The 26,273-nt window shown below is 50.1% G+C and carries 27 protein-coding genes; 17 read left to right on the forward strand and 10 right to left on the reverse strand.

Annotation, left to right across the window (positions count from 1 at the left end; all coding sequences use genetic code 11):
- Positions 1–44: 44 nt before the first annotated feature.
- The gene (locus tag ACYVI9_RS09535; RefSeq protein ID WP_460763853.1) at positions 45–452 is read left to right on the forward strand and encodes a hypothetical protein; all 408 of its coding nucleotides are present in this window, start codon (positions 45–47) and stop codon (positions 450–452) included.
- A 7-nt stretch (positions 453–459) separates the two neighbouring features.
- Positions 460–1,539 carry a BtrH N-terminal domain-containing protein gene (locus ACYVI9_RS09540; protein ID WP_460763856.1) on the forward strand — a complete coding sequence of 360 codons (1,080 nt, stop codon included), beginning with the start codon at positions 460–462 and terminating at the stop codon, positions 1,537–1,539.
- A gap of 5 nt (positions 1,540–1,544) precedes the next feature.
- On the opposite strand, the gene ACYVI9_RS09545 is transcribed toward ACYVI9_RS09540, so the two are convergent.
- Positions 1,545–3,002 (reverse strand): TPM domain-containing protein, encoded by a 1,458-nt coding sequence (locus ACYVI9_RS09545; RefSeq protein ID WP_460763858.1) that lies wholly within the window; start codon positions 3,000–3,002, stop codon positions 1,545–1,547.
- 101 nt (positions 3,003–3,103) lie between these two features.
- Here ACYVI9_RS09545 and ACYVI9_RS09550 point away from each other — a divergent pair, with 101 nt between their 5' ends.
- From ACYVI9_RS09550 to ACYVI9_RS09560, 3 genes are read left to right on the forward strand one after another with little or no spacing between them, the layout of a single operon-like run.
- Positions 3,104–3,844: an ABC transporter ATP-binding protein gene (locus ACYVI9_RS09550; RefSeq protein WP_460763861.1), complete on the forward strand. Its 741-nt coding sequence runs from the start codon at positions 3,104–3,106 to the stop codon at positions 3,842–3,844.
- Between the two features lie 8 nt (positions 3,845–3,852).
- Entirely contained in the window at positions 3,853–4,845 is a 993-nt protein-coding gene (locus ACYVI9_RS09555; RefSeq protein WP_460763863.1) for a bile acid:sodium symporter family protein, read from the forward strand.
- Between the two features lie 49 nt (positions 4,846–4,894).
- Positions 4,895–5,272 (forward strand): YidH family protein, encoded by a 378-nt coding sequence (locus ACYVI9_RS09560; protein ID WP_460763866.1) that lies wholly within the window; start codon positions 4,895–4,897, stop codon positions 5,270–5,272.
- A 2-nt stretch (positions 5,273–5,274) separates the two neighbouring features.
- On the opposite strand, the gene recO is transcribed toward ACYVI9_RS09560, so the two are convergent.
- Positions 5,275–6,063 carry a DNA repair protein RecO gene (gene recO / locus ACYVI9_RS09565; protein ID WP_460763869.1) on the reverse strand — a complete coding sequence of 263 codons (789 nt, stop codon included), beginning with the start codon at positions 6,061–6,063 and terminating at the stop codon, positions 5,275–5,277.
- Positions 6,064–6,318: 255 nt separating this feature from the next.
- On the opposite strand from recO, the gene ACYVI9_RS09570 reads away from it, so the two are divergent.
- The 3 genes from ACYVI9_RS09570 to ACYVI9_RS09580 all read left to right on the forward strand — a co-directional run bounded on the left by ACYVI9_RS09570 (position 6,319) and on the right by ACYVI9_RS09580 (position 10,862).
- Positions 6,319–8,712, forward strand: a complete 2,394-nt coding sequence (locus ACYVI9_RS09570) for an efflux RND transporter permease subunit (RefSeq protein ID WP_460763872.1) — start codon at positions 6,319–6,321, stop codon at positions 8,710–8,712.
- 104 nt (positions 8,713–8,816) lie between these two features.
- On the forward strand, positions 8,817–10,064 hold the full coding sequence (locus tag ACYVI9_RS09575; RefSeq protein WP_460763874.1) for a serine hydrolase: 1,248 nt from the start codon (positions 8,817–8,819) through the stop codon (positions 10,062–10,064).
- Between the two features lie 126 nt (positions 10,065–10,190).
- Positions 10,191–10,862 (forward strand): sterol desaturase family protein, encoded by a 672-nt coding sequence (locus tag ACYVI9_RS09580; protein WP_460763877.1) that lies wholly within the window; start codon positions 10,191–10,193, stop codon positions 10,860–10,862.
- An 18-nt stretch (positions 10,863–10,880) separates the two neighbouring features.
- Here ACYVI9_RS09580 and ACYVI9_RS09585 read toward each other — a convergent pair whose 3' ends face one another.
- Entirely contained in the window at positions 10,881–11,669 is a 789-nt protein-coding gene (locus ACYVI9_RS09585; protein WP_460763879.1) for a TIGR02757 family protein, read from the reverse strand.
- A complete protein-coding gene (locus ACYVI9_RS09590; RefSeq protein WP_460763882.1) occupies positions 11,669–12,799 on the reverse strand; it encodes a serine hydrolase domain-containing protein in 1,131 nt (376 codons plus the stop codon). Before ACYVI9_RS09590 ends, ACYVI9_RS09585 begins: the two co-directional genes overlap by 1 nt.
- Positions 12,800–12,834: 35 nt before the next feature.
- On the opposite strand from ACYVI9_RS09590, the gene ACYVI9_RS09595 reads away from it, so the two are divergent.
- On the forward strand, positions 12,835–13,149 hold the full coding sequence (locus ACYVI9_RS09595) for an HPF/RaiA family ribosome-associated protein (protein WP_460763885.1): 315 nt from the start codon (positions 12,835–12,837) through the stop codon (positions 13,147–13,149).
- 4 nt (positions 13,150–13,153) lie between these two features.
- Here ACYVI9_RS09595 and ACYVI9_RS09600 read toward each other — a convergent pair whose 3' ends face one another.
- Complete coding sequence (locus ACYVI9_RS09600; protein WP_460763887.1) at positions 13,154–13,888, reverse strand: ThuA domain-containing protein; 735 nt, start codon at positions 13,886–13,888, stop codon at positions 13,154–13,156.
- 165 nt (positions 13,889–14,053) lie between these two features.
- Here ACYVI9_RS09600 and ACYVI9_RS09605 point away from each other — a divergent pair, with 165 nt between their 5' ends.
- Positions 14,054–14,665, forward strand: a complete 612-nt coding sequence (locus tag ACYVI9_RS09605; protein WP_460763889.1) for a DUF4332 domain-containing protein — start codon at positions 14,054–14,056, stop codon at positions 14,663–14,665.
- A gap of 77 nt (positions 14,666–14,742) precedes the next feature.
- Here ACYVI9_RS09605 and ACYVI9_RS09610 read toward each other — a convergent pair whose 3' ends face one another.
- Positions 14,743–15,771, reverse strand: a complete 1,029-nt coding sequence (locus tag ACYVI9_RS09610) for a COX15/CtaA family protein (RefSeq protein ID WP_460763892.1) — start codon at positions 15,769–15,771, stop codon at positions 14,743–14,745.
- A 415-nt stretch (positions 15,772–16,186) separates the two neighbouring features.
- On the opposite strand from ACYVI9_RS09610, the gene ACYVI9_RS09615 reads away from it, so the two are divergent.
- On the forward strand, positions 16,187–16,837 hold the full coding sequence (locus ACYVI9_RS09615; RefSeq protein ID WP_460763894.1) for a tetratricopeptide repeat protein: 651 nt from the start codon (positions 16,187–16,189) through the stop codon (positions 16,835–16,837).
- 151 nt (positions 16,838–16,988) lie between these two features.
- Here ACYVI9_RS09615 and ACYVI9_RS09620 read toward each other — a convergent pair whose 3' ends face one another.
- From ACYVI9_RS09620 to ACYVI9_RS09635, 4 genes are all read right to left on the reverse strand, one after another.
- Positions 16,989–17,816, reverse strand: coding sequence for a hypothetical protein (locus tag ACYVI9_RS09620; RefSeq protein WP_460763897.1), 828 nt, complete (start codon positions 17,814–17,816; stop codon positions 16,989–16,991).
- 137 nt (positions 17,817–17,953) lie between these two features.
- Positions 17,954–18,493 carry a heavy-metal-associated domain-containing protein gene (locus ACYVI9_RS09625; protein WP_460763900.1) on the reverse strand — a complete coding sequence of 180 codons (540 nt, stop codon included), beginning with the start codon at positions 18,491–18,493 and terminating at the stop codon, positions 17,954–17,956.
- A gap of 91 nt (positions 18,494–18,584) precedes the next feature.
- Complete coding sequence (locus ACYVI9_RS09630) at positions 18,585–18,944, reverse strand: heavy-metal-associated domain-containing protein (protein ID WP_460763903.1); 360 nt, start codon at positions 18,942–18,944, stop codon at positions 18,585–18,587.
- 152 nt (positions 18,945–19,096) lie between these two features.
- Complete coding sequence (locus tag ACYVI9_RS09635) at positions 19,097–19,489, reverse strand: HYC_CC_PP family protein (protein ID WP_460763906.1); 393 nt, start codon at positions 19,487–19,489, stop codon at positions 19,097–19,099.
- Between the two features lie 35 nt (positions 19,490–19,524).
- Between ACYVI9_RS09635 and ACYVI9_RS09640 the strand changes: the two genes are divergently transcribed.
- From ACYVI9_RS09640 to ACYVI9_RS09665, 6 genes are all read left to right on the forward strand, one after another.
- The gene (locus ACYVI9_RS09640; RefSeq protein WP_460763908.1) at positions 19,525–21,093 is read left to right on the forward strand and encodes a phytoene desaturase family protein; all 1,569 of its coding nucleotides are present in this window, start codon (positions 19,525–19,527) and stop codon (positions 21,091–21,093) included.
- Complete coding sequence (locus ACYVI9_RS09645) at positions 21,086–22,765, forward strand: C45 family autoproteolytic acyltransferase/hydolase (RefSeq protein ID WP_460763911.1); 1,680 nt, start codon at positions 21,086–21,088, stop codon at positions 22,763–22,765. Before ACYVI9_RS09640 ends, ACYVI9_RS09645 begins: the two co-directional genes overlap by 8 nt.
- An 82-nt stretch (positions 22,766–22,847) precedes the next feature.
- Positions 22,848–23,714 carry a DMT family transporter gene (locus ACYVI9_RS09650; protein WP_460763914.1) on the forward strand — a complete coding sequence of 289 codons (867 nt, stop codon included), beginning with the start codon at positions 22,848–22,850 and terminating at the stop codon, positions 23,712–23,714.
- 62 nt (positions 23,715–23,776) lie between these two features.
- Positions 23,777–24,562: a UDP-2,3-diacylglucosamine diphosphatase gene (locus tag ACYVI9_RS09655; RefSeq protein WP_460763917.1), complete on the forward strand. Its 786-nt coding sequence runs from the start codon at positions 23,777–23,779 to the stop codon at positions 24,560–24,562.
- On the forward strand, positions 24,559–25,416 hold the full coding sequence (locus tag ACYVI9_RS09660; protein WP_460763919.1) for a hypothetical protein: 858 nt from the start codon (positions 24,559–24,561) through the stop codon (positions 25,414–25,416). The genes ACYVI9_RS09655 and ACYVI9_RS09660 overlap by 4 nt, the downstream gene beginning before the upstream one ends.
- 62 nt (positions 25,417–25,478) lie before the next feature.
- Positions 25,479–26,162 (forward strand): NUDIX hydrolase, encoded by a 684-nt coding sequence (locus ACYVI9_RS09665; RefSeq protein ID WP_460763922.1) that lies wholly within the window; start codon positions 25,479–25,481, stop codon positions 26,160–26,162.
- Positions 26,163–26,273: the final 111 nt, after the last annotated feature.

Here is a 26,273-nt window from a genome sequence, read left to right on the forward strand (position 1 = left end):
TTTACCTGTTCGGCAATCGACCGGTTTTAATAACTTTAGGGTATATGAAAAAAGATGAAATTCCACAGGATGACGGCGCACTGGGACGGATTGCCCGGGAAGTGACCTATGTCGTGGACGATCAGGGCAACTATACGACCGGCCAGAGCAGCGGCTGGAAAGTTAAAACTGAGGCCCTGGACATCGCCTGGCAGGATGTGGACCACAAAGTGGCCGCAGCCAGAGAACAACTGTTAAAAGGACAGGTCAGCCCCATCTTTTATTTTATGGAAAAGAAAATTATGGATGTCAGTATCCTGTCAGCTTATACGGGTTTTTGGAAATGGACCGTGAAACGACATTTAAAACCGGATGTATTCCGCAGGCTTTCCAATGAAAAGCTGCAGCGGTATGCCGATCTTTTTGAAATTTCCCTTGAGGAACTTAAATCTCCTTTCGGAGCCACTCCGTAATCACATTATGCTACAGGCCAGGGTCCGTGGCACCATCAACTACAATCAACTGAAATTGGAATTACAGCATACAGCATTCAAACATATGCAGGCGGCACATTGCGAAAATGGTGTCACTACGGCTTTATTACATCATTACGGCATTTCCAGGATTACAGAACCCCTGGCTTTTGGCATCGGTTCCGGCCTGTTTTATGTCCAGTTGCCTTTTATGAAAGTGAACGGCGGACCGGCTATTTCTTTCCGGACCATGCCGGGACTGATCTTTAAACGGACCTGTACAGCCCTGGGCGTGCAGGTAACCCGAAAAAAATACCGTTCTCCCGAAAAGGCGATGCGGGAGCTGGACGAACGGCTGCTGGCCGGTAAACCCAGCGCCTGCCAGGTGGGTGTGTTTTATCTGACTTATTTCCCCAGGGAATACCGGTTTCATTTCAATGCCCATAACCTGATCGTTGTGGATAAGATCGGTGACGACTATTATATCAGTGATCCCATCATGGAAGACCTGGTGACCATGAACAGCTATGAACTTCAACGGGTGCGTTTTGCGAAGGGCGCTTTTGCACCCCATGGACAACTCTATTATCCGGGCGATCATTTGAAGGAACCCTCAGCAGAACAGATGCGGCAGGGTATTATCAAAGGCATTAAAAGAAACTGCAGGGATATGCTGCAGATACCCGGTCCTATCGCCGGCGTTTCCGGGATTGCTTATACCGGCCGGCAGATCAAAAAATGGAAGTCCCGGCTGGGTGATGAAAAGGCACGCAGCTATCTCGCACAACTGGTCCGCATGCAGGAAGAGATCGGTACGGGTGGCGGCGGGTTCCGTTTTATATACGGGGCTTTTCTGCAACAGGCACATGCTTACCTGCCCATCGATGCGTTAATGGAAGTGTCGGCACAGTTTACTGCTGCCGGAGATCGCTGGAGGGACGCCGCCATTCAGGCGGCCGGCATCTACAAGGGAAGGCTCAACGCCCAGTCGGATTATGAGGATATGGGCGAGCGCCTGATCGCCATTTCGGCACTGGAGAAAAAAGCTTTTCAGGATTTAAAACAATGCATCGGCAAAGCCCGGTGAAATTATTACCAACTACCTCCGGCACCGCCGCCGCCACTGCTGCCACCACCCCAGCTTCCGGAAGAACTGCTGCCGGAACTGCTGCTCCAGGAACTGCTTGAGGCGCCGGAAGAGGAGGCGCTGCTTCTGACTAATTGGGGGAGTACGACCGTACCCAGGCTTTGTTCGAAAGAACAGACCGCACAGGCCTGCATCCGTTGCCCCAGCCCTTCGCGGGAATAAGTGGCGCTTTTCAGGGTTTTGATTTTGGACCTCAGGCCATGGTAATGGCAGCGCGGGCAATCTTCATATTTTTTAAACCGGGTGCCCGGATAAGCGATGATCTTTACCTGATCCCGGTCTTTACTTGTCCATATTTCATGGCTGATGGACTGGTATTTTTCCAGTTTCCGCTGTTCGGGGTTCAGGTAGCGATGGAGGGCGCCTCTTTTGTCTTTGTTGATTCTTTTCCACTGACCACTGTCGTCTGGCGGCTTCAGTCGCCGGTTACGGATTCGTATATGTCTGATCAGGCCGATCTTCCCCAGAAAGCAGACGGGGGACATCAGCATGGCAGGCAACATCCTGCGATCGTACGCCAATAGCCGGTCGACCCGGTTGGCTACATCTTTAGTACGGCTGAGCAGTTCGCTCCGTCCGGTCAGGTACCGCAGGAACAGCAGCCATCCGCCAGGAATGGCGATCCAGTAGGGCAACGCTGCAGCGCTGAAAACAGGGCTACCCTTACCCTGTAAACTGACCAGCAGAAAAATGAAGCCAAAAAAACCCAGGAACAGCGATAAAAAACCGGCGATATAAAAGGAGGTATTGGAACCTTTCAGATGGCGCCGGCGAATGACCCGGCGCATGTGTTGAAAAACAAGTACATATAGCACTAACAAACAGCCTGCCAGTAGCGGGTATTTATAGCGCTGCCATCCGCTACGGCGCTCAGGTATGACCAGCAGGGATGCTGCCTGTGCCGGATCCCGTAGAATGGCCCCGATGGCTTCAATTGCGGCCAGGGCACCACCACCATAATCTCCCTGCCGAAAACGGGGCACCAGATAGGTTGCTCCAATATGGCCAAGGGTGACATCCGGGAGGATGCCTTCCATGCCATAACCGGCAACGAACTGGTAGCGGTGCCGGTCTTTGGCTATTAAGAGCAGGAGCCCGTTATTGTTTTCTTTTTTACCGATCCCCCAGTAATTGAACAGCTCATGGGCAAAATCAAAATCACTGTTCCCTATAAAATCATCAATGGCCACGATGGCAATTTCTGCACTGGTTTCCTGTTCAATGGCCGCACATAGTTCGTTCAGCCGGCGGGTGGCATCGGCGCCCAAAATGCCTTTGGGATCGCTGACAAAATAAGCTGCATTTCTGGCTTTGGGATCCGGCACCGACCGGATGCTGTATTGTGCCTTGACGCATAGCCCCGAGAACACTAATAAGGTTGCTAATAATGAGGTCTTTATCATAAGTAGGTCTACGAAAATAAGCAAATCGGCCGGTTCCTACTTGTGTGACGGAACCGTAAATTCCCGGCGTATAATTAAGCGGACTGTTCTATTTTCGCCCTATGAGTGAAGCCATCGAAATCAGCAACCTGGCTTTTGCCTATCCGGGACAGCCGCCTTTGATCCGGGGGCTCGGCCTGAAGGTAAGGCAGGGCACCCGTTTTGGTCTTTTCGGCCCCAACGGGGCAGGCAAAACCACACTGATGGGACTGATGACCGGTCTGCTGGCCTATCACCAGGGATCGGTACAGTTACTGGGTAGTGAACTGAAGGACCACCAGCAGGCCCTGAACCGCCGGATCGGTTTGGTACCTCAGGATTTTGCTTTTTATGAAGAACTAAGCCCGGCGGAAAACCTGGCTTTCTTCGGCGCCTGGTATGGTATGCCGTCAGCGGTGATCCGGGAGAAAACCCGGGAGTTGCTGGGGCTGATGGGCCTGCAACAGGTCGCCGATAAGCCAGTGCGGCAGTTTTCCGGCGGCATGAAACGCCGGGTCAATCTGGCGATCGGCGTGATACATCAACCCGAGCTCCTGTTTCTGGATGAACCTACAGTGGGTGTGGATGTACAGTCCCGCAATGCAATAGTGGCCTACCTGAAATCCATTAATGCGGCCGGTACGACCCTGGTATATACCTCCCATCAACTCCAGGAAGCCGAAGACCTTTGTCAGGATATCGCCCTGATCGATCAGGGCGAGATTATCAGTTCGGACAGCCTGAGCAATCTGCTGGCTACCCACCGCCAGGAGGGGCTGGAAGGTTTATTTCTGGAACTGACCGGAAGGGCCTACCGGGATTAAGAGAGAAAATGAAGCAATTAAAACCCGATAAATTTGTGCTGGCAATTATTGCCACCCTCCTGCTGGCGTATTTTTTTCCTCAGGCAGCCCGCGCCGGCTCCAGCCTGCCCCTGGATGGCATCAGCACAATCGGTGTGGCGCTGATTTTCTTTTTTTACGGTGTCCGGCTCAGCGGTACTAAAATCCGGAAGGGACTGGGCAACTGGCGCCTCCACCTATTGGTACAGGCGGCCAGTTTTCTGCTGTTTCCTCTGATGATACTGGTTTTATATCCTTTGGCGGCCCGGGGCGATTACCGGCAGCTCTGGCTGTCCTTATTGTTTCTGGGTGCCCTGCCCTCGACGGTTTCCTCCTCTGTCGTGATGGTATCAATGGCGCGGGGCAATACCACCGCTGCCATTTTCAACGCCAGTATCTCAGGGCTGATCGGGATCCTGGTTACCCCTTTGTGGATGGGCCTTTTCTTGCAGGCAGGCGACAATGACTATTCCCTTACCGATATCTATTTGAAACTGGTTTCGGAGATTCTGTTACCGGTGATCCTGGGCATGTTGTTGCGGGGATACCTGAGCAAATGGGTTGCGCATTACAGCAGACAACTCACGGTTTTTGACCGGGCGGTCATCCTGCTGATCATTTACAAAAGTTTTGCGCGTTCCTTTGACGAACAGCTTTTTAGCCAGCTAAGTGCCGGAGTGCTGCTCCTTCTGATACTGGTGCTGCTGGCCTTATTTTTTATAATGTACGGCCTGATTGGCTGGATGGCCCGCCGCCTGCATTTTAACCGGGCGGATCAGATCACTGCACAATTCTGTGGGACCAAAAAATCCCTGATACACGGAACGGTATTTGTCAAGATTGTATTTCCTGCCGGAACGGCGGTCGGTCTGATGTTGCTGCCCCTGATGCTCTTTCATGGTCTGCAGATTTTTATTATCAGTATCCTGGCGACGAAACTGGCGGCCAGCGCGGATGCGAACCAGGTCGCCGACAGCAGTTAAAACGCATCCGGTCCCGCCGAATCCCCGCGCTTTCAGCTATCTTTAGCCTATGGAGCCGACTAATCCCAGACAACTGGCCGATCACCTGGCCAACGAAAGAACTTTTCTGGCCTGGATCCGTACTGCCATTGGCATCATGGCTTTCGGATTTGTGGTGGTCAAGTTTTCTTTATTTGTCAAGCAGCTTTCGCTGATTCTGGGCAGTCCGGTTGCTGCTCCTTCACCCGGCTACTCTTCTGCCATTGGGGTGTTGCTGGTAGGAGCGGGTACCCTGACCACCCTGCTGGCTTTTTTGCGCTATCGGGGTGTGACCCGACAGATCAACCAGCATCAATACCGCAAATCATCTTTGCTGGTGTATCTGCTTACGGGATTCATTTTACTTATTTCTATAATCCTGATCTGGTACCTGACCAAAAGTGTTTGAGCTCAGCGCATGAGTGCCCGCAGTACCGGTAGGGTCTTCAGTTTGCCGAAATCCTGCAGGTGGTGGTTATAGTAGGTTTCCATGATTTCCAGTACCTCGCGCCGGATGGCTACATTGGTTTCAATAGTGGCTAGCTCTTCGGGTTGCTGTACCAGTAGAAGTTCGGCCAGCAGTGCTGCCGACGGACCCCGGAGCAGTTCGTTGTGAAAGACCGGGCCTTCGGTAAACTGACCCTCCTGGGCATCGAAAACCAAAGCGCCATCTTCTTTCAGCGCGATCGACCGGCCCGCCGGCATAAAGCCAAAAAACCGGCAAAGCTGGACCGCAAAAAACAGCGGCATATTGGCCAGTATTTTTCCTGAAGCTGCATCCAGGTGCAGCAGGCAATCTTCTACAAACGCGAAAAGACCGGGATTGCTGTCCGGTTGCTTCAGACATTTGGTCAACAACTCAATCATGTAGCAGGCCGCACCATTTTTCAGTACATCCGTAAAAACCCGCTGATAGGGGCGGGTGAACCGGTATTCTTTGATGCGGTGCAGTTGCCGCAGTTCATTGTGGTATACTTCCATGTCCAGTAAGGCGGCCGGCTGAAAAAATACCGCCTTGCTGCTGCCTTTCCGGCTAGCCTTGCGGATCCCATTCACCAGGTAGGACTGCAGGCCGAATAATTCGGTGTATACCGATACAATGATGCTGGTCTCACCGTATTTTACGGTTCTGAGCACAATGCCGTGGGTGGTATGTATTTTTTCCGTCACGATAATCCGGGAAGCCTGCAAGGTAAGCATTGCCCGGCTGTTTTGCAGGCCGGGGCCGCTTGTCGGGTTCGAGGCCTGCCGGAGGAGAAAATCAACGGCCGCATTTAATTTTTTAACAGTCTGCTAATCATTTATTTATCTATTTGGCTTGATAAAGAAAACCGGATTTTACCATGCATAGCCCGCTTTTTCCTTTTCTTTGCGGGGCATGAGACCTGTATTTTGACCTGCAAAGTATTGGACTGCATTTGATTTTGACCAAGGAAACTCGAAACTTAAATATTTATGTGGGAGCAAATCGGCAGAGTGATAATCAGGTATCGTTTTATATTCCTGACATTGATCATAGCCGCTACGGCCTTATTCGGATACTGGGGCAGTAAAGTAGAGCTGGGATATGAATTCACCAAAGCCATACCGGTCAATCATCCGGTAAATATCGCTTATCAGGCCTTTAAGAAAAAATACGGGGAAGACGGTAACCTGATGGTTATCGGGGTGCAGACCAACCGGTTCTTTCAGGCAGATTTTTTTAATGCCTACCGGAAATTACAGCAGGACCTGAAGCAGGTATACGGGGTGACTGATATCATCGCTGTACCGGGAACCGTCAACCTGATCAAGGACAGCGCCTCGGGAACACTGAAGGCACAGAAGCTGTTTACCGATGCCACCCGGAGCCAGACAGCGATCGACAGCAATGCCGCCGTATTTTTGACCCTGCCTTTTTATCAGGGACTGATATATAATCCCGACACCCACGCCTACCTGATGGGCCTGACGATGGACGCGGCTGTCATCAATTCCAAAAAAAGAGACGCTGCCATCAACCAGATACTGGTGCTGACCAGCAAATTTGAGCAGCAACAGCATGTCAGTCTCAAACTCAGCGGCCTGCCTTATATACGCACCGTTATGGCGACCCGTATTGCGCATGAAATGCGTTATTTTCTGTTTGCTTCGATATTGTTGTCAGCCATCATACTATTGCTTTTTTTCCGGTCCCTGAGTGCCATGCTGTTGTCCCTTACCGTCGTGCTGATAGGCGTGGTATTCAGTCTGGGCACCATTCATTTGTTTGGCTATAATATCACCCTGCTGACTGCATTGATTCCGCCACTGATCGTAGTGATCGGGATACCGAACTGTATTTATTTTCTGAATAAATATCATACAAGCTGGCAGCGGCAGCAGGCGATCGATGCGCAGATCGCTACCGGAGAAAAAAAGAACCGGGCCATTATCGATATGGTAGGTCGTATGGGGGTGGTGACCTTGTTCTGTAATCTGGCAGCAGGGATTGGATTCGCAGTCTTCGCACTGACGAAAAGTGCCATTCTGAAAGAATTTGGGGTCGTCGCAGGCATCAATATCATGTTGCTGTTCTTTATCTCACTGATCCTGATTCCGGTGGTGCTTTCCTTTTTAGCCGCCCCCAAGGCCAAGCATACCCGCTACCTGATCAACCCCCGGCTAAATCGATGGCTGGCAAGACTGGAACGCTGGAGCCTGGGACACCGTAAACTGATTTACGGCATTACTGCCCTGCTGCTGATCGTCGCGCTCGCAGGAACCTTCCGGCTGCAAAGCAATGCCTATATGGTGGATGATGTCCCCAAAACGGATCGGATCTATACCGACCTGAAATTTTTCGAACAGCATTTCAAAGGGGTGATGCCACTGGAAATTATCATTGATACAAAGAAGAAATACGGCGTGACCCGAAATTTCGGGAACCTCGAGAAAATCAATGCCTTTACCGAGTACCTCAGTGCCCAGCCGGAAATGGCCCGGCCGCTCAGCCTAATTGAAGGACTGAAATTTGCCAAACAGGCATTTTTTGAAGGTGATAGCAGCAATTATTCCATGCCTTCTGAACTGGACCTGCCGGGACTGGCACGGTACCTGAATATGAAATCCGCATCCGGCAATGAAGCAACCGGTGCCGATGCTTTTGGTAAACTGCTCTCCCGGTTCATGGACAGCAGTAAAAGAGAAGCCCGGATCACGGTAAATATGGCCGATATCGGCACCCATAAGCTGCCAGCGCTACTTTCAGGCATTCGCGCCCGGGCAGATTCCCTGTTTCCCAAAGACCAGTACAATGTTCAGCTGACAGGGAGCAGCATTGCCTTTCTGGAAGGCGGACGCTTTATCATTAACGGCCTGCAGGAAAGTATTTTCTGGGCCTTTTTGCTGATTGCGGTCTGCATGCTCTATTTGTTTAAATCCTGGCGGATACTTATCTGTTCACTGATACCCAATATCATTCCCCTGGTCATTACTGCCGGTGTCATGGGCTGGGCAGGCGTCCCCCTGAAACCCAGTACGGTTCTGATTTTCAGCGTGGCATTGGGTATTGCAATTGATATTACGATCCGTTTTCTTGTCAATTATAAACAGGAGCTCGCCCTGCAGCAGAATGGTGTGGAACAGACGGTCATCCAGACCATTCACAGTACGGGCATCAGTATCATATATACCGCCCTGGTGCTGATCGCCGGATTTGTAATATTCTGTTTCAGTGGATTCGGAGGCACCAAGGCCCTGGGCTGGCTGACTTCCATGACCCTGATTACGGCTACCATTACCAACCTCGCTCTTTTGCCAGCCCTGCTGATTAATTTTTCTGCCAGGAAGACTTCCAAAGGGGCGGCGGTGCAAAAAAATCCGGGATAATCGGCCGTTCGCAGCTTTTGTTTTAATTTAAGGGCGCCAGTCCGGATGTCCGGGCGCCGGCCATGGGCAGTTTCCCATGCCTGTGATGCGTTTAAAAACCTGTTATGAAAACCGGAGGCTTGTTTTTATTTATATTATTATTAGGTATGAATTCTGCCCATACTCAGGCTAAAACCGATGCCTGGTTCAACCGGCTGCTGCGTAAAAATGCCTCGCCGCTGCTGCAAGAAATACTGAACCATAAGGATACCTTCCGCTACCAGCTCATCTATACCCGTATTGACCGCGATAAGCGGAACCGACCCCGCTTTAAAAACTATTACCTGAACCTGGACAAGGACCTGTATTTCTATCCCGCATCAATGGTCAAACTGCCCACCGCGTTAACCGCCCTGGAGAAGATGAACCATCTCAGATCCAGGGGTATCGACAGGTTTACGCCGATGCTAACCGACTCCAGTCACAGCGGACAGACAGCGGTAACAGCCGACAGTACGGCCGCCAACGGGTTGCCTTCATTAGACCACTATCTCAGGAAAATTTTCCTGGTCAGTGATAATGATGCCTATAACCGGCTTTACGAGTTCTGTGGTCAGCAGTACCTGAATGAAACTCTCTGGTCCAAGGGTTATACCGATATGCGGATTACCCGTCGTTTTACATCCATGACCCCGGAAGAGAACCGGTTTACCAATCAGATCCGGTTTCTAAAGGAGGAAAAACTTATCTATACACAGCCGCCGGCTGAAGGGCGGGCTGATTTTGATTTCAGCCGGCCCGTACTGATCGGTAATGCCCATTATGACCGGAATGAGCAATTGGTTCAGGCGCCTTATGATTTTACCCGCCATAATAAGGCGACTTTGTCCGACCTGCAACTGATGATGCAGGGCCTGCTGTTTCCGGCTTCGGTTCCTGCCTCGCGGCATTTTGACCTTACCGCCGATGATTATGCGAGCCTGTACCGGTATATGTCCGAGCGGATTTCAGAAAGCCGGTTCCCCGAATACGACCCGGTGGCGTTTTTTGACAGTTATACCAAGTTTTTCTTTTTCCGAGACGGCCAGCAGCCCATTCCGCCCTATATCCGGAGTTTTAATAAAACCGGCTGGAGTCATGGTTTCCTCACGGATGTCTGTTATATCGTGGATTTTAAAAACCAGGTCGAATTTATGTTAAGCGGCACCATCTATGTCAATGCGGACGGCATTCTTAACGACAACAAGTACGAATACCTGGAAAAGGGCTATCCTTTTTTCAGGGAAGTCGGAGAAAAAATCTATCAATACGAGTTGGCGCGTACCCGAAAGCACCGGCCGGATCTCAGTCAGTGGCAGCTCTCCTATGACTGAATTGGGCCAGCCGGTACCGGTGGAACCCGTCTTTGACCCGGGGGGATTGATTTCTTAAAGAATTATGCGTGAACAACTTGCAGTTTTAACTGTTATGATTGTACTATTTTGATTTATTTTTGTGTCATGAAGTTCGAAAAGATTCATAATAAGGGCCAGGCCCGCCTTTTTAAGAATGATTACCTGGAAATGCTGACTAAAACCCACCCGCTGGTGATCTGGGGGATGTATATTCCAGTCATTTTCGGAATGCTTTATTATAGCCATAATTCCTTACATTTTTCGGTGGCCCGGGTGCTGCTGATCTTTTTTGGGGGCATGTTCTTCTGGACTTTTTTTGAATACATAGCCCACCGGTTTATTTTCCATTGGGTCAGCGACCATCCGACGGCGCAGAAAATTTCCTATACCCTGCATGGCAATCACCATCATTATCCCCGCGACCGGCAGCGCCTGTTTATGCCACCGGTACCCAGCATCATACTGGCATCCCTACTGATGGGGGTTTTTTACCTCCTGCTGGGCCGTTACAGCTTGATGTTCTTTCCCGGATTTATGCTGGGTTACCTGATGTATGGCACCATGCATTATGCCATTCATGCCTGGAATCCGCCCTTTAAATGGATGAAGGGACTATGGCGCAACCACCACCTCCATCATTACAAGGATGAGCACAACGGATTTGGCGTGAGTACCACCATCTGGGACCATGTATTTGGTACGATGTTCGACCTGAAAAAGGAGAAGGAAGACAAGGAGAAAGTCCGGGAATTGATGTTCTCCGGTAAGAAATCCTGACACGGATCACGCAGGTCCTCAAAATTTTTCCACTACACCCAATCCGAACAGGGCAAAATCGTATTTCACCGGGTCGGAAGGATCCAGCCGGCGGAGTGCTGCTGTCAATTCTGTGGCTGCCAACCAATCATTAGCCGGCCGTCTCAATAGCCCGAAATGACGAGCAACCCGACCTACATGGAGATCCAGGGGACAAACCAGTTCTGCTGGACGGAACTGCTTCCAAATACCCAAATCCACGCCCCGATCTGCGGGCCGGACCATCCAGCGCAGGTACATATTCAGGCGCTTACAGGCTGATTTGCGGGCCGGAGTGGCAATATGTTTGCGCGTCCGGGCAGGGATGTCTTCAAAAAGTTGCTCATCAAAAATATAGGCATGGAAGCCCGTCAGGGCATTTTCTACCGTAAGTTCAGAAGCATTCAATTGCCGGCTAAAGGCGGATTCCAGGCTGTTACCGGCATCCTTTGTATAATGATATTGCAAGACCCGCAATAAATGAAACAGGTCGGTCGCATTAAAGGTCCGGTGAACAAAAGACGACAACGAGCGCAAGTCCCGGGGCTGATACCCACAGATAAATTCATAAGGCGCCTGGTCCATGGCTTCCAGCAGCCGGTTACATGAGTTCAGAATGCTTCTACGGTTGCCCCATGCCAGCAGGGCGGCAAAGAGACCGGCGATTTCAATATCCTGCTTGCGGCTGAAGCGATGGGGAATGGAAATCGGATCCTGGGGAATAAAATCAGGTTGTTCGTACTGCGTCTGTTTGCGATCCAGAAATTCTTTGAGCGGGATTGTTTCCATCAGGGTAATTCCAGTAATTTTTTCATAATGAATATACCAAGGCCGTCACTGCAATTGTTTTTGTCAAACTGATTGATCACCACCACCACCGCCTTAGCTGTTCCGGCCACGAAGGCTGCAAAGGTAGAGAAACCGTAAGTGCCCCCATTATGCCAGTAGATCGGCGGATGGCCCTGAAGCCGCAGCAGGTGCCAGCCCAGTCCGATTTGTATGGATGGATTGACAGATACGGTGGGCTGCAGCAAGTAAGCGATCAGGGCCGTATCGACGCTTCCTGAGGGTTGTGCCATCACTTTCAGGTACCGGAGCAGTTGCCGGGTATTGGTACGAAGCCCACCTGCGGGATACAGCACATTCATTGTCCAATAGGGGACTTTTCCTGTCATGTATCCGACACTACGCGGGTAGCTGGAATCTGCGGCCACGTCGTCCATATCGAAGGGCCTGTAAATATAGGTTGCCAGCAATTGTTGGTAATTTCTACCACTGATCCGCTGGGCCAGCACGCCGGCCAGACCTGCCCCCAGGTTGGAGTACAAGGGTTGACTGCCTGGCCGGGGCCGGGCTTTTGCCAGGTAATGGTAGAGGCTGTCCAGGTTATAATTTGCATAGGGTTGCAGCCCGGCTACCTGCAGGTTTTCCGGCAGGCGGGGCAGGCCGGAACAATGGTTCAGCAAGCTTTTGAAGCTAATGGTTGCCAGCCTTTTATTGGCCCGGACCGGTGGCGGCAGGTAATCCAGCATAGCTGCTTCATCACTGATCCCATAATCCTTGAGTACGGATTCCAGTATATAGGCCGTAAACGTCTTGGTAATACTGCCCGCTTCAAAAATCGTATTGGCATCAAAAACTTGCGCTTGTTCCGGATCGGCAAAGCCAAAGTCAAAATAGCGGGTACCCTGCTGATCGGAAAGACCGATCATGATACCCGGCAAAGCTTCCGCCGATCGCATACTGTCGGCTTTTTGCTGGATCGCAGCAGCCAGGTGCTGAAAAGGGTCCTGGGCCCGAAGTAGGACCGGAACGAACAAGAGTGGAAGCAATATTGTTAGCATTAAAGCAGCCGGCCGGTCCAGTTGACGGTATTCAGCAGGCCGAAGCTTATATTCATTAAATTGGTTAACTTTCAAAACCGGGATGATCTGTAATATTTAAACAATAAAACATGGTAATCGAAATAAATGCCGACAAGCACCTCAGTGTACATGGCGCCTATGCGGAGAAAATTAAAGGAATTATTCAAAAAGAACTGGACCGGTTTGCTGATATTCTTACCCGAACCGACGTATATTTCTCTGATGAAAACGCCACCCGGAAGACCAGTGATGATAAGCGATGTACCCTGGAAGCCCGCATCAAGGGCAAAAATCCTATTGCGGCATCTGCTTTCGGAGATAGTTATGATCAGGCTTTAAATGCAGCCATCGACAAGTTGCGGGCTTCGCTGAAAACGATTACCGATAAAATGAAAGCCCACTAGCCGGCTACGGCTTTGTATCACCCATTGCATAGCGGATCCCGCCCAACAGATGTTCGAGAAACAGGGATTCGACGTAGGAGGCATCGGTATGCCCCAATGCCGTATAAAAAGCCCGGCCCTGGCCCACCTGGTGGTACCAGGCCATGGGATGATGGACGCCATTGGCACCGCCCTCATAACTGCTTTCATCGATGGTCATCAATATGTTTAGGTCCGGATTGATGTCCTTGAAATTATACCATTCATCTTTGCGTTCCCAGACTTCAGGTAGATGCCGTGTGGCCGGATGCTGATGGTCTTTGACCAGCAATCGGGCCTGTTGCTGTTGGGGGTGATTCAAAAAATAAGCCCCTACCAGACGGTTGTACCAGGGCCATTCGTATTCTGTATCAGTGGCGGCATGAATTCCCACAAAGCCACCGCCATTTTCTATATATTTTTCAAATGCAGCTTTCTGATCCGGATTCAGAATGGTGCCGGTGGTACTGAGAAAAATAACCGCTGCATATTTTTTAAGGTTTTTTTCTGTGAAAAGACCGGCATCCCGGGTGGTGTCTGTGATAAATCCGTTTTCCTTTCCCATTTTCTGGAGGGCTGCCAGTCCGGCAGGAATGGAACTGTGATAGAAGCCGGCTGTCTTGCACATGACCAGCACCCGGGGTTTGGGCTGCCTGCCGGCCACTGTCAGCAGCGGCAACAGGAGGCTGCCTGCCACCAGAAATTTCATCCATTTTTGCATGCTCCGTAAGTTTTTGATAATGGAAACGAGGTCTAAAATAGCAAATATTGACTGATTCGTCCACATTCTTTACAACATCAGTTCCGGTTGTTAGGGGCTAAGCAGGCTTTATGCTATATTTGCAAATTCTTAACAAACCTGTTTTTATTCTTAAAAACCGCAAAAATGAAAAAAGTTACATTCAGCCTGCCCGCAGCGGCATTGGGCGAAGCTACAATAGCACTGCTGCTCGGAGATTTTAATAACTGGGATCCCCAAAAAGCCATCCAACTGAAAGCACAAAAGAACGGTCTTTTAACAGCCACTGTGGCCCTGGAGGCCGGAAAAAGCTACCAATACCGGTTTTTACTGGATAATGGCCAGTGGGTGAATGACTGGGCGGCCGAACAGTATGTGTTTGATCCGGTATTTGGGGTGGAAAACAGCCTGATTACCGTGAAAGGGCCGGAAGCCAAAACCCCGGTTAAAAAAGCAACCGTCAAAAAAGCGAAGGCGCCCGCTAAAAAAGTCGCCGCCCAAACAGCGCTGACTGAAGACCTGACCCGCATTGAAGGCATCGGTCCCAAGATTGCGAAATTACTGCAGGCCGCAGGTATCGGGAATTTCAAGGAACTGGGTAAAGCCAGTGGTAAAAAACTGAAATCCATTCTGGATGCGGCCGGTCCCAAGTTTCAGATGCATGATCCGGCCAGCTGGCCGAAACAGGCCAAACTGGCGGCAGCAGCAAAATGGGAAGAATTACAGGCATTACAGCAGACACTTAACGGCGGTAAATAACCAGGGCGAACAGCGATCTGAAAACGGTACCTAATCGATTGGCGAAAGGGACCTTAGCGCAGGGTCGCTGCCCGAACCTATCTGGGCCTTCCGGAACTAAAGAAATAAATACGTTCCATCAAGATCAGCAGGAACATACCAGTGAACTGGTGGGCAATGCCCAGGGCCAGTTTATTGGGTGTCAGGTAATTGATCAGGGTCAGTACGCCCAGGAGGACCTGTAGCAGGGTAACCGCCAGTGGCCAATAGCGCATTTTATACAGTTGGGAATTCTTGGGTTGCCGGTAGAGCCGGTAACTGAATATGACAATTAGTGCCAGGATAATATAGGCCAGGCCACGGTGGATAAACTGAATGGTAATCAGGTTATGTAAGATGCCACCGTCTTCCCCCATACCTCCGGGGATCAGCTGACCATTGATACTCGGCCAGGAAACTGCGGACTTGCCCGCATGGGTTCCTGCCATAAATGCGCCGTAGATCAGCTGAAGGCAAAGTACCACCAGCAGCAGGACTGTAAATCGGCGAATCCGGGGTATCCGGAGCCGCTGGAAATCAGGGACCTTCAGTTTTAACGCAAACCAGTAAACATACACCAGCAGGAGGAGCGCCGCCATAAAATGTACGGCCAGACGGATATGACTCACATAGACCAGATCGGTTCCTACACCGCTGGCTACCATGATCCAACCGATCGCACCCTGCAGTATGCCCAGCAGTAAGAGGATGATCATCGGCCAGAACATGCTGCCGTCTATTTTCCGTTTGTAAACAAACCAGACAAATGGGATGATGAATACAATGCCCATGAAACGGGCCCAGTTGCGGTGCAGCCATTCCCAGAAATAAATAAATTTAAAATCGCCAGGTGTAAAATGGTTGTGGAGGTATTTGAACTGCGCGATTTCCTTGTATTTGTCAAAGGCCTGCATCCAGTCCTTTTCGTTCATGGGCGGTAAAGCTCCCAGGATGGGTTTCCATTCCGTGATGGATAATCCCGAACCGGTCAGGCGGGTAATGCCACCCAGCAATATCTGTATGATAATCAGGACGGCTCCGATCATGAGCCATATCGCTACGGGGCGGTTTTTTTTCAGATCTGTCATAACGTCCGCAAAATTAAGGCTATGTGCTGATCTGCCGGCCTTTGTTCCGCCAAATAACTTTCAGGTGTATTGGCTGCCGGTTATTTTCTATCCCTGAGCGCCTGCTCCAAAAAGGATGCCCATTCCCCAGATTCTTCTGCCCGCCTGTATGTCAGGATCAAACAGATCGATAAAGACGGTGCCGTTAAATACAGCCGGGTCCTTAAGCGGTTCGCAACTAAAAAAGTGTTTTGATGGGTATTACAGACACAGCGCCGACTTCTGCCGGCACTGTGGTGTTTGTAATAGAAAAGCTGCCTGCAGCGGGAGCCACAAAACGCCCCGGAGCCGCGGCTTTTCGACCGAACCTCTCTGAAATCCCACCGGCCTTTTAAGGCAGAACCCTTTATCTTTGCCGACCTAATATTTTTCGAATATGAAAGCGTATAACTTTATTATAAAATATCGTCTGCCCATTGCCCTCATACTAGTTATCCTGGGAGGTCTTACCAATTATTACTCAGGGTTCTGGCCCGCTTTTCCTTTATACCTGATTGCATTGATTCTCATTTTCGGTTATTTCTTTTTCGGACCCCTGCGACTGATCCAGGATTATATGGAAAACGGTGACCTGGAAGGTGCAGAGAAAATCCTGAATTCAGTCAAATATCCCAATTTACTGTATAAGCCCATCCGCTCGGTGTACTATACCCTGAAAGGTAATATTGCCATGAGCAAGCAGGATTTTGACGGAGCGGAGACGATGATGAAGAAAGGCCTTGATCTGGGAATGCCGATGAAAGAAGCAGAAGGCGCGAGTCTGCTGCAAATGGGTATGCTGGCCATGCAGAAGGGTAATATTAAACAAGGGGAAAGTTATATCCGCCAGGCCGTTCGAAAAGGGTTACCCGATAAGGAAAACGAAGCGGCTGCCTATCTTCAGATGTGCAGTATTATGATGAATAAGCGTGAATTCAGGGCAGCCAAAGATTTCTACCGTAAAGCAAAAGCCTGCAATCCGACGACCAAACAGATCGTGGACCAGCTCAAAGAAATTGGTAAATATATTTCCCGCATGCCGGGATAATATTGCCGAATGCCTCCTTTCTAAATACCAGCTCAATAATAGGAACTTAAATTAGTTGCAAAAGTTCAATAGACTTCCATACTTCCCGCCTCTTTCTTTTGAGCGCATGATTATCTGAGTTAATGCATAAATTACCTGGCTGTTGAACGCACTAAAAGAATCCAAAAAAACTCTTTTCCAAGCTGAGCAGCCAACTATTGGTTGCCATCCTGGTCATATTACCGCCGATTTGTATCCGGTAACCCAGATTCAGTTTGGTATCACTGTTAAAAATTAACTGTACGGAGGGCGCCAGGTCCAGGTAGTATCCTTTCACATCCAGACTCTGTTGTGCCAGCAATTCTGTATAAAGATTGAGATTTGTCTGCCTAAAATCGGTATAAGCCCGCGGCAACAGCAGGTAACCTGCTGACAGACTGTAATCCATTGCCTGAAAAGGTAATCCGTTAATGTCCCGCTCCTGCCGGAAGCGATGCCTGTCCAGCACCTGGGTATGGGTAAGGGAACTGCTGATTGCCCAGCGGTGCAGGAGTTGCGTAGCCACTATCCCCGCCGCTGCAGCTGTTTTATCTCCCTGCAGACTAATTTCATCATAGGGACTGTAAGAACGGGACAGGACACCATCGGCAAAGGCCGCCATCCGAAAATGGCTGAAGTCTCCGTCCTTGGTGAGGAAACGGTACTTGCTATAAAGATTGATGGATTCATAACGAAATTGCGGACTGTTGAAATCTGAGAACCCGAGTCCGGCTTTTACCATCCAATTCTTGGAGAGACCGGCCATGAGCTCAGGTCGGTAACGCTGGGCGATGATGTTTCGGTCTTCCATAGATTTCCCGGCCAGATTGCTACTCAGTTTAACACTGAACGAACGGGCGGGGATATTGGACGCGGGTTCCGTAAATACATAGAGTTCTTGTGCGCCACTATATTGGAACCAAAGCAGCAGCCCAGCTACTAAAAGATACTTCGCTTGCATAATAAGGTAGGATTCAAAGAAATTAGAAGATCATTGAGAACCAGTCCCCGGCGCGGGTCATGATCTCCTGATTCCCTGACGGGACGGAATAAAGAAACTACAGCAGCCGACAGACTGCTGTAGCTGGTCATCTATTTTTAAATAGTACTGTGGTAAATACGCTGACCGGCTTCGCCATCGGAACAGCAAGCGGCGGCTCTGCCGGTAATCACACAGGGCATCTGGCTGTAGGTTTTTACTTTTTTAAAGACCGGGTCACTTACAAAATTTCGATCCAACAGCGTGATGGTTTGTTCTCCATTCAAATGTTGTTCGGGCGTATTGAGAAAATGGTAGGTCGCATTCCCAATTTTCACATGCTGATCTTTGGAGATTTTCAACTGATGGAACTGAGCGGTAAGACGCAGACTACCTACAGAGAATCCGGCCCCCTCAACAGCTTCCCTGATGGCATCAGGCTGGACGTCGGCATCAGGTTTGAACCGGATATTAAAAGCTGTATTTTTAATGTCAGCCTCTACTTTTTCTACGAAGCTCAGGCGCTCCAGGGCTTTATTGACGGCATTGCTGCACATAGCACAGGTAAGCCCGTTGGCTTTCAAAGTGGCTTTGGAAAACTGGGCATGACTCTGCCACGCCAGTAATAGCCCAAATATTGATACGATAATTGTTTTCATGTATGCTAATTTTTTCTGACTATAATCTCCGGAACCTAGGGCTCCGGAGATTGCAGTTTAATTAAATATAAAGCGGCGTCAGCCGCAAGACTTATTTTTTATCGACTGATTTTATTGCAGCTTTCCGTTCGTACTGGCAACATTCCGGCAACTGCTGATAGGATGTATCAGGAGCCAGCGCGCCTGCATTGTCATACCCGGCAGCAGCAATTTCCTGTTGTATGGCCGATAATTTTGTTTTACTGCCGTACTTTACGGTGAGCTTTTTGGAGTCTTTGTCCCAGGAAGCAAAATTGGCGCCGGCTTTTTTGGCGGATTGCTCAATGGTTTTTTTGCACATCCCGCAATTACCGGATACTTCAAAACTTTCTTTGCGGACCTGCTGTGCCTGCAGGTTATTGCTGAAAAAGGAGCATAATAGGGCGGTCAGTAATATATATAATGTTTTCATTTTTTTTAATTTAATGTTTGTGGAGGTGCGCTACCGGTCATACCTGCTAGCGTCATGGAATACAGATGGACGAACATACAGCAACAGCCATCCTGCTGCACCTGTGTGCATAAATCTGAGAATAGGGCAGTTTTCACTGCTCCGGAAGGGTATTAAATTCTAAAAACATTATTACGCAGGAAAACCGGAGTGCCCTGGTGTAATGGAGGGGGATCGGTATTGCCGGTCGGGAGCAACTGCTCACCGTTTTGTAGGGGTGTTAACAGGAATCGGGTGAGCAACAGGGCCTGCTGACTGGCTGTCATCACCTTGACAGCAGTGGCTGTCGCCATAAAGTGGCCGGTGCTTATTTTGGAAAAGGCGGCTTCATCATTACAACAGCTGTGTGCAGATTTTTCCATACCACATTTGCCGCATTTTTTCTGGGAACCACCGTAAAAGGATACAGAAGCCAGCCGGTCCATGCAGAAATGCGATACCGTCACTACGCCGGTAGTCACCAGCATGTAACAAAAGGTCAGTAATATGACGGCCATCTGCTTCATTCGGGGCAAAATTACAGGTATTCGTCTGGTTAAAAATGCTAAATCTGTTAATTATACTGGGTTTTTACGCGATTTTTGTCTTAATGCCGGAGGAAAAGCAATTTTATGATATCGTGATTATGGGCTCGGGTCTGGGCGGGCTGCTGGCAGCTGTGCTCCTGGGTAAAAAAGGACTCAGGGTCTGTGTGGTAGAGAAAAACAAACAGCTGGGAGGCAACCTGCAGACTTTTTCCCGCAACCGGCAGCTTTTCGATACCGGTGTACATTATATCGGAGGACTGGATAAGGGACAGAACCTGTATCAGATCTTTAAGTATGCGGGCATTATAGATGAACTGCGGCTGGAGCGCATGGATTCCTGTTTTGACCGGATAATGATCGAAGGAGACCCCAGGGTATACGCTCAGGCCCAGGGTTATACCGCTTTTATAGAAAAACTGACGGCGGATTTCCCCAACCAGCGCGACGGGCTTATGGCTTATTGTGCCGCCATCCAGGAAGTATGTGCCTCTTTTCCCCTATATCAGTTGCACAGGGCAGGTACCGCGGTTCCTGACTATAAAGGCACAGACCAGAGCGCTGTCAAGGTCATCGAAGCACTGATCTCCGATCCCAAACTCCGCCAGGTTCTGGCCGCCAATAACCTGCTCTATGCCGGTCGTGCAGAGGCTACTCCCTTTCATGTCCATGCTTTGATCCTGAACAGTTATATTGAAAGTAGCTGGAAATGCCGCAACGGCGGTTCACAGATTGCCAAACTGCTGGCGACCCGCATCCGACAGCAGAAAGGGACCATCCTGCGCAATACAGAAATTACGCAACTTATTGAACAGGGCGGTCTGATAACGGCAGCCCGCACGGCCACAGGGGAGCTGATCCGGGGCGCAAAGTTCCTGTCCAATATCAATCCCCAGGCGACACTGGAGATGACGGATTCGGGACTGCTAAGGGGACTGTACCGCAAGAGGATCGCCGCAATGACGCCAACGGTGTCCTGCTTTTCGCTGCACCTGGTCATGGCGCCAGGTCAGTTAGCTTATCAGTCGGCCAATTATTATTATATGCGTGAAGGACAGGTATGGCAGCAGGAGGATTATACCACAACCGACTGGCCGCGGGGTTACGGTCTTTATTTTACCGAAGACCGACGCCATCCGGGCTTTACGGCGACCGTCTCGGTGTTGACGCTAATGCGCTACGAAGAACTGGCACCCTGGGCAGGGACTTATAACCGGGTGGGGCAGGCTTCCGACCGCGGCAGCGGATACGCGGCTTTCAAAGCAGAGAAGACCCAGATCCTCCTGGAACTCATTGGCCGGCGTTTCCCGGAATTAGTGGCGCAGGTCCGACATTGTTACAGTTCCACACCACTGACCAACCGGGATTATATCGGGGATGCCGCCGGTGCGATGTATGGGGTGCAAAAAGACTATCGGGATCCATTGACCACCCGGATCAGTCCCCGCACCCGGATTCCCAATCTGTTTTTAACCGGGCAACATATAAATTTGCATGGTATCCTGGGAACCTCGCTGAGTGCCGTACTCAGTTCGATGATGATACTTCAGGATGAATCGCTGGTAGACAGCATTAGAAATGCATAAAAAGAAAATCAGAAAAAACAGAACCTGGCGCCGGTTGGGCCGGGTGCTGGCGGTACTCTTGCTGCTGCTGGGGCTCTTTGCCTGGTATATGGTACGGGTCTCCCGGGTTGACCCTCCGGTCATCAGTGATACGAGGGCCCTTTCGTTGCAACGCAACCAACCGGATACAGGCCTGTATACAATTGGTGATAACTGGCTTCGGCAAAGCAATTCCGGATTGTATGAAATGTATGTTTCCGGCACGCCCTTCGCCATGGGTGTAAAAAACGGCAAACTCAGTGAAGAACTGGTTCAAAAGCAGGAAGATTATTTCAGTGAACAGATTGGTAAAATGATCCCTTCCAGGTTTTATCTTCATTTCCTCAAGTATTTTATCGGCTGGTTCAACCGGGACCTTTCGGATTATGTAACCGATGAGTACCAGCAGGAGATTTACGGTGTTTCCCGTTCGGCATCGGAGGGTTACCGTAATATCGGTACCAAGTATTCCCGGATCCTGAATTACCATTCTGCCCATGATATCGGTCATGCCCTGCAAAACATGATGCTGGTGGGTTGTACGTCTTTTGGAACCTGGGGCGCAGCCTCGCAGGACAGCAACCTGATTATCGGAAGAAATTTTGATTTTTGGGTGGGCGATCACTTTGCCCGAAATAAGATTGTGGCATTTATGGCACCGGACAAGGGTTACCGCTTTATGAGTGTGACCTGGGGCGGTTTTATTGGCGTGGTCTCAGGGATGAATGAAAAAGGGCTGACGGTGACCATCAATGCGGCTAAAAGTGACATTCCATCGGGGGCCGCCACCCCGGTGAGCCTGGTAGCCAGAGAAATCATCCAGTATGCCAAAAACATAGCGGAAGCCGTGGCAATTGCCCGTAAAAGAAAAATGTTTGTCAGCGAATCTTTTCTGGTCGGTTCGGCTGCCGATAACCGCGCGGTGATCGTGGAAAAAACCCCCGACTCCCTGGCACTCTACGATCCGGGAGGCGACAGCATCCAGTGCACCAATCATTTTCAAAGCAGGGCTTTCAGTGGTACGGAGAAAAACCGGGAGCAGCAATCTCAGACGGCCTCGGGCTATCGTTACCGGCGGTTGCAGCAGCTGCTGGCTGTCAACGGAGCCAATACCGTAGCCAAGACCGTGGCCATTCTTCGGGATTACAAGGGACTGGATAATGCGGATATCGGACTGGGCAATGAAAAGGCCGTCAATCAGTTTATAGCCCACCATTCGATCGTTTTCGAACCCCGGCAATTAAAAGTATGGGTTTCAACCGGCCCCTGGCAGATGGGTGCTTTCCGTTGCTATGATCTGCACAAAATCTTTTCGATGCGAGGCCTTCAGGACAATCATGAGATTGATGAAACTGCTTTGGAAATACCGGCAGACTCCTTTATATACAGTCCCCGGTTCCGGGCTTTCGAACGCTATCGGGCATATAAGGAAATGGCTTTTGAACACCGCCGGATTGTTCCGGACAGTGTGGTGGCCGCCAACCCTGCACTTTATAACAGTTACGTAATCGCCGGTGATTATCTGTTTGCGCAGCGCAGGTACGCGGACGCGCTCCCGTATTACCGGCAGGCATTACAACGCGAGATACCCTCGGCGGCCGAACGCCGGCATATCACGGATAGGATGCAGCGTTGCAAGGAAAAGCTGGATTAGGCGGCTGGTTTGTACGGAGATTTGCAGGGATTGCTGTACTTTCACGCCCTTTACCTGCATGCATAAAAATTATCTCTGGGTCTTGTTAGGCCTGTTATTTTCGATTCTCTGGGCTTCGGCTTCCTCGGCTACTAAAATTGCCCTTCGGGAGGGGCAGCCGCTGGTAGTCGCCATCTGGCGATTTGCCATTGCGGCGCTGATTATGCTCAGTATTGCCCATTTGCTGCTCAGACAGCGACTGCCCCGGGGTCGCCAATGGAGACAACTGGCAATCTACGGGCTCCTGAATATTTCTATTTATCTGGGGCTTTATGTGGTGGCAATGGATGAAGTTACTGCCAGTATCGGCGCGCTGACCGTTGCCGCCAGTCCTGTATTTATCAGCTTTCTGTCTTTTTTTGTTTTGAAGAAGCCCATGAACAGCCGGGTACTGACCGCCCTGCTGATCTGTATCGCCGGTTTTGTAGTAGTCGCCTGGCCCCTGTTCGACGGAGCATCCGTAACAGTAAGAGGACTGGTGATTCTGATCGGCAGTATGTTATCTTATTCGGCCGGGACTATTTACTTCACTATGAGAAAATGGGAAGGTCTGCATTTACTGACCATCAATGGCTGGCAAACCCTGCTGGGAGGCCTTTTTTTGGTTCCATTTGTCTGGATGACCTACCAGCCGCATAAGAATCACTGGGGGACTGATTTCTGGCTGGGTACGGGCTGGCTGGCTATCCCGGTATCCATTGTAGCTGTAGCGCTCTGGTTGAAGCTGATCGGTCAGGACCCGGTAAAAGCCGGCTTCTGGCTGTTTCTATGTCCTATTTTCGGCATTATTATCGCCGCCCTTTTGGTAGGGGACCGGATCAGCCTGTTTACGATCATTGGCGTGCTGCTGGTGCTGGGCGGTCTGGCGATCAGTCATTATGAAAAAAAAGTTGCCACACCGATGGAATAAGAAATTTTGAGGAAAGCGCTGGTTTTTGGATTTTAGCTTAGGGAACCTGTAATTTTATCATAATGGATCTGGAACGGCAAAAGAACATATATTTTTTATCCGATTTTCATCTGGGGGCGCCCAGCCATGCGAAAAGCCTCGAGCGGGAACGCCTGATCGTGCAGTTTCTGGATGAGATCAAAGACCGGGCAGCCGAGATTTTTATTGTCGGCGATATGTTTGATTTCTGGTATGAATACAAGTATGTGGTACCCCGTGGTTACCTGCGGTTGCTCGGCAAACTGGCAACACTTTCTGACGCCGGTATCCGGCTGCATTTTTTTGTCGGCAACCACGACATGTGGATGAACAATTATTTTCAGGAGGAGCTGGGCATGAATGTCTATTTTGAACCGCAGGCATTCGAATGGTCCGGCCGTCAGTTTCTGATTGGTCATGGCGACGGTCTGGGTCCGGGCGATCAGGGCTACAAACGACTGAAGAAACTGTTCCGCAATCCTTTTTGTCAATGGCTGTTCGGTATCCTGCCACCGCGTGCCGGCATTGGACTGGCCAATTATATGAGCCGGCGCAGCCGGGCCAAAACCGGTAGCGCTGAAGAAGTTTTTCTCGGCGCCGACCGCGAGTGGCTGATCCGGTACTGCCTCGAGCAACTGGAGGAAAAACACTATAACTATTTTATTTTCGGACATCGTCACCTGCCCATCGATTACCGGCTGACAGACAGCAGCCGATATATCAACCTCGGCGACTGGATCAGCTTTTTTACGTATGCCGTTTTTGATGGCAGGGATGTATCGCTTCAATCCTATACCGACACGGAGTCAAAAATTATCAGACATCCATGAAAAACCTGTGGATCATAGGGCTGTTTTTGGGAATCTTTACCGGTGTCCGGTCCCAGACCCTGCTGGTTACGGTGCCTGGTGACTATATTCAGGTGGCAGTGGGCAATCTGGATCAGATTTATTTACTGAACGCGGGCAGTCAACTGAAAAAACTGTCGGCCTCTGGAGATTCTCTGGCGGTATTCAATGAGATCAGAAGATTTGGCGAAGCCAGCCAGCTGGATGTATCCAATCCGGTGAAAATCCTGTTGTATTCGCAGGGATTTGCCACTATCGTTGTTCTGGATGGCATGTTACAGGTTCGCCAGACCATTGACCTGCGGCGGCACCAGCTATTTAATGTGCCGGCTGTCGGGCTGTCCTACGATGGTAAAATCTGGCTCTATGACAACCAGGGAAACAATTTAAAGAAAATTGACGAAGAGGGCCGGACCATAATGGAAACGGCCGATTTCCGGCAACTTTTTGACCAGTCTTTGAATCCGGTAGGCATATTTGACCAGCACCGGCAGGTCTACCTCTATGACAGTACAGCAGGAATTTATGTATTCGATTATTACGGATCCTTTAAAAACCGGATACCCATCCAAGGCTGGCAGCACCTGCGGATCAATGATCAGGTAATTTCCGGAGTGTATCAGAATCAGTACTGCCGCTACCATCTTGACACACGTCGGTATGAACGGTTACCGCTTCCGGAGACAGTGGCCGGGAGCCGGCAGTTATTATACCGGGGTGACCGCCTATATGTGCTCAACCACCAGGGACTGAAAATATACCGAACCGGCAGAGCGGAGCTAATGATCCCGGGTGCTGCCAATGGGCCTTTGATAGATTTGGGTACCGGCTTTTAAAAAATTTTGCGCACCTGCCCCTTGCACCTTACATTTGTGTAGTTCAAACACGACGAATTGCAATGTTGAATAATCCACTAAAAACGGCTGAAACCGAGAAAATCAGTCATCTTGAGTACTTTAAGATAGCGGTCTCCGTAGACTGCGTGATTTTCGGTTATGAAGAAAAAGAGCTGAAAGTATTGCTGATTCAGTCCGATTTAAAGGAATTCTCCGGGCTGTACTCCCTGCTGGGGGACCTGGTGCGTCCCGATGAGGATCTCGACGGCGCCTCTTACCGGATACTGAAGGAAAGAACCCATCTGGATGACGTGTTCCTGCAACAGGTACATACCTTCGGTGCCGTCGACCGCCATCCCTCCGGCAGGGTAGTGAGCACGGCGTATTATTCCCTGGTTAATATCAATAGTCATAAACTCAATATCGATACCAACGATCTGCACTGGCATTCGGTAAAGCATATCCGGCAACTCGCTTTTGACCATAAGAAAATCCTGGATACCTGCCTGGCGCAGCTTCAGGAGCAGGCGATGGAGTATCCGGTGGTAAAGAACCTGCTGCCGGAGAAATTCTCCCTGCGGGCCTTACAGGAAGTCTATGAGGCCATCCTGGATACGCCCCTGGACCGGAGAAATTTCAGAAAGAAAATCGCATTAAAAAACTGGCTGATGGAATTGGATGAACTGGAGGACGATGTCAACCACCGGCCGGGCAAACTGCATAAATTCAAGACCATAGCGCGGTAAGCCTGCAGGCTGCAAAAAAAACAATTTTTTTAACCTTTGTGTACTTTGTACACAAATTACTACTTATCTTTGTAGCGCCGAATAATTATTGTGTGTTTAGTACACGTTTTT

The organism is Niabella terrae (assembly GCF_054783135.1).